Annotated in this window: 5 protein-coding genes; all 5 read left to right on the forward strand. The window is 67.4% G+C overall.

Annotated features, from left to right (window positions below; translation table 11 throughout):
- Positions 1-333: transposase (locus tag AB0N06_RS38350; protein ID WP_366139299.1), on the forward strand; the 333-nt coding region annotated here is incomplete at its 5' end.
- A gap of 256 nt (positions 334-589) precedes the next feature.
- Positions 590-1,723 (forward strand): hypothetical protein, encoded by a 1,134-nt coding sequence (locus AB0N06_RS38355; protein ID WP_366139300.1) that lies wholly within the window; start codon positions 590-592, stop codon positions 1,721-1,723.
- A gap of 77 nt (positions 1,724-1,800) precedes the next feature.
- Positions 1,801-2,262, forward strand: coding sequence for a DUF3592 domain-containing protein (locus AB0N06_RS38360; protein WP_366139301.1), 462 nt, complete (start codon positions 1,801-1,803; stop codon positions 2,260-2,262).
- Positions 2,263-2,393: 131 nt separating this feature from the next.
- Positions 2,394-3,193, forward strand: a protein-coding gene (locus AB0N06_RS38365; RefSeq protein WP_366139303.1) for an IS5 family transposase whose coding sequence is annotated in 2 segments (ribosomal slippage) — positions 2,394-2,733 and positions 2,733-3,193 — 801 coding nt in all. Because the reading frame shifts where the segments join, the coding sequence is not laid out codon by codon here.
- Between the two features lie 33 nt (positions 3,194-3,226).
- On the forward strand, positions 3,227-3,406 hold the full coding sequence (locus tag AB0N06_RS38370; RefSeq protein WP_366139302.1) for a hypothetical protein: 180 nt from the start codon (positions 3,227-3,229) through the stop codon (positions 3,404-3,406).
- The last annotated feature ends 92 nt before the right edge of the window (positions 3,407-3,498 follow it).

A 3,498-nucleotide genomic window follows, 5' to 3' on the forward strand; every position in this document is an offset into this window, starting at 1 on the left:
GTTCGCCCGGCCAACCGGTCCATCCGCCGCGCCGCCGACGGCTCCCTGCCCGAATGCTGGCTGCTCGTCCAGTGGCCACCCGACTCCGCCGAGCCAACCGACTACTGGCTCTCGACGCTGCCCGCCGCCACCCCACTACGCGAGCTGGTGCGAATCGCCAAGATCCGCTGGCGAGTTGAGCACGACTACCGTGAGCTCAAGGACGGCCTCGGCCTGGACCACTTCGAGGGCCGCAACTACCTCGGATGGCACCGCCACGCAACCCTCGCCTCCCTCGCCCAAGCCTTCTGCACCCTGCTCAGGCTCGACCCAAAAGCCCCTGTGCTGGCCTGACCCTCTACGCGGTCCTCCGCGAACTCCAGGCCCTCCTGGCCACCTGGACCGGCGCCTGCTCGATATGCGGCCAACCCGCAGCAACCCCCGAACCCCACCACAGGACCTAACAAAGCCCTACTAGGAGTTGCCGTCAAATGTCATGCGTCCGCCCGGGGAATGACGGAGGCTGTTGCCCCGCCGTAGGTCGAGCCGACCGGTCGAAACGCCCCTAAGCCGCATGTCAGTGGCTACTTTTACGCTTCCGGCCATGGACATGGACGATCTTGTTTGGCAGGCGAGCAACAATCGCGGCATTTCTCCGGGGAGGGTGGGTCTCCTGTTGGAGCACGGTCACCTGGACCTGGTGATCCGGGCGGCGGCGGAGCGCGGCGAGTGGTTCTGCGCGGAGGGCGCGGTGGAGGAGCTGCGCCGGGCGGGGGAGTTCGGAAGGGCGCTGGAGGTGATGGCGCCGTTCGTAACGACCGGGTGGCGGACCGCTCTGTGGGCGAAGGCCGACATCCTGCTGCGGGCGGGCCGGACGGAAGAGGCCCGGTACCTGGTCTGCCCGGACGAAGCAGGACACGCGTCGAAGACCGAATGCCGCAACTTCGCTGAGCTGCTCGCCAGGGCAGGGCGCATCGATGAGGCCATCGACGTGCTCGTTCCGCACATCGGTGAGTCGTGGATCCGGTCGGTCCTGGTGGAGATCACTGAAGGCCAGGGCCGTGACGAGCGGGTGCTGGAGTTGATCGCTCCGCATGCCGAAGCCGCGCGGACAGTTTGTGACGAGGGCCGGTGGGACTACTCCTGCTCGGACGCGCAGGAGCTCCAGGTCCGAGTGCTGGAGCGCGCGGGCCGAGCCGACGAGGCGATCCGGATCCTTGGCCAGGACATAGCCGGGCGCCGCTTCCTCGCCCAGAACACCCTCACCGCCTACGCCGAACTGCTGGCACGTCACGGCCGGCTCGACGAGCTGCGCGAGCTGGCCGTCCAGGATGCGCACACCTGCCTGGACATCTACGCCGGCGCCCTCCGCGCCCGCGGCCAGGCCGAGGAAGCCGAGGCCGTGATGCGCGATGCCATCGCCGCTGACGACTGGGTCGGGTATCGCGCCTGGCTCTCCTCGACCTTGCTGCGGGACGGCCGGCTGGACGACGCGATCGCCGTCGCCGAACCCGGCTTCAGCTGGAACGACTGCTCCAACCTCCTGGCCCCACTCGTCTACCCGCTTCTCGACCGCCCCGAGGGGTCTTGTCGCACTCGACGACTGCGAACGCAAGGTGCTGGTACGGGACTTGACGGCGGGGTTCTGCGCGGGGTGCCGGGAGCCCGGAGCGTAAGGGGTCTGGATATGTTCGAGCCGACAATAATCACCCGGTTCGGCAAGCTCGTTCTGAGCATTTTCTGAGTCACCGGTCCGGCCGGCGCGGGTAGGGTCCTCCCACACCGGCCGATCACGGCCGGGCACGGAGTCCGGGGGGCCTCATGGAAATGCTGTTCTACATCGTGCCGCTGCTCATGATCGGCGGCGCGGTCTTCATGCTGATCAGAGTCATCGGCCGCTCCCGGGACGTGCGCAGCGCCTGGAACAGCGGGCTCACGGCCGAGGCGCGGTGCCTGCGCACGTACACCACGACAAGTGGCGGCGGGGAGACCCAGGTGAGTACGACGCTGCACCACGTGTACGAGTTCACGACCCGGGAGGGCCGCGGCGTCCGTTTCGAGGAGAGCAACGGGTCCGCGACGGTCGTCGAGGGCGACATCGTCACCGTCCACTACACGGCCGAGCACCCGGAGCGGGCGACCGCCCACGCCCCGGCACGCGGGAAGCTGGCGGCGGAGTCCGGCTGCCTGTTGGCCTTCCTGGGCGTCTTCATCATCGGCTGCATCATCTTCATGATCGTCGTCCGCACCGTCTTCTCGCAGGCGGACGGCTTCCTGCCGTAAGGCCGGACGCCGAAAAGCCCCTCGTGATCACGAGGGACCCTTCACCGGTGCGCCGCCAGCGACTCGAACCCCGAACCCGCTAATTAAGACGTCATCTCATTTGGCTCGGTAGGCTGTTGGCCGTGGTGGAGATCGTTGAGCGGCTGGTGCCGGATGAGTTGTGGGAGCTGTTCCAGCGGGTGGTGCCGGAGGTGCCGACGCGGCCTCAGGGCGGTGGCCGGCGAAGGCATGGTGACCGTGAGGTTCTGGCCGCGATCGTGTTCGTGGCCACGTCGGGCTGCACGTGGCAGCAGCTGCCCTCGGAGTCGTTCGGGCCGTCCGGGGCAACGGCCCACCGCAGGTTCACCGAGTGGACGACGGCGCGAGTGTGGGCCAAGCTGCATCGCCTGGTCCTCGACGAACTGGGCTCGCGCGGTGACCTGGACTGGTCGAGGTGCGCAATCGACTCGGTGAACATGCGGGCCCTGAAAAAGGGGATCTGACAGGTCCGAATCCTGTGGATCGGGGCAAGTACGGCTCGAAGATCCACCTGATCACCGAGCGGACCGGTCTGCCCCTGTCCGTCGGGATCTCAGGCGCCAACGTCCATGACAGTCAGGCCCTGATCCCGCTCGTGAAGGGAATACCGCCAATCCGGTCCCGCCGCGGCCGACGGCGGCGCAAGCCCGGCAAACTCCACGCCGACAAGGGCTACGACTACAACCACCTGCGGCGATGGTTGTCCCAGCGGGGTATCCAGCACCGCATCGCACGCAAGGGCGTCGAGACCTCGCAGCGACTCGGACGACACCGATGGACGATCGAACGCACCATGGCCTGGCTCGCCGGCTACCGCCGTCTGCACCGCCGCTACGAACGCAAAGCTGAGCACTTCCTGGCCTTCACCAGCATCGCCTGCACCCTCATCTGCTACCGCAGGCTGGCTGCCTGATGTGCCGCCCCCACAGCTGGGACGATCTATGACGTGATCGAATGGATGAACCGCACTCCCCGCTGGGTGGTAATGCTGGTCTGCGTCATCGCGGCGGGCCTGCTCTTCGTCGGCGCCGTCGCGCACATTACCGATCTCTTCCACCACGGCCTGCGCCCTTATGGCTGGGCACCGGGGTGGCTCAACCTCTACTGGTCCTCGCTGGCACTCTGAGGTTCCCCCGCTGCGCGGGAATGGCTGACTAGCTGGTCAGAGCGGGTTGACGTGGTTTCAGATTCACTGGTTCGGTCGCTGCCTGGCTGGCG

Origin of the sequence: Streptomyces sp. NPDC051020, assembly GCF_040683105.1 — a bacterium.
GTDB lineage: Bacteria > Actinomycetota > Actinomycetes > Streptomycetales > Streptomycetaceae > Streptomyces.

Excerpts from the sequence above, each read along its gene's own strand:
- AB0N06_RS38355 (WP_366139300.1), top strand. The coding sequence starts at position 590 with ATGGACGATCTTGTTTGGCAGGCGAGCAACAATCGCGGCATTTCTCCG.
- AB0N06_RS38360 (WP_366139301.1), top strand. The coding sequence starts at position 1,801 with ATGGAAATGCTGTTCTACATCGTGCCGCTGCTCATGATCGGCGGCGCG.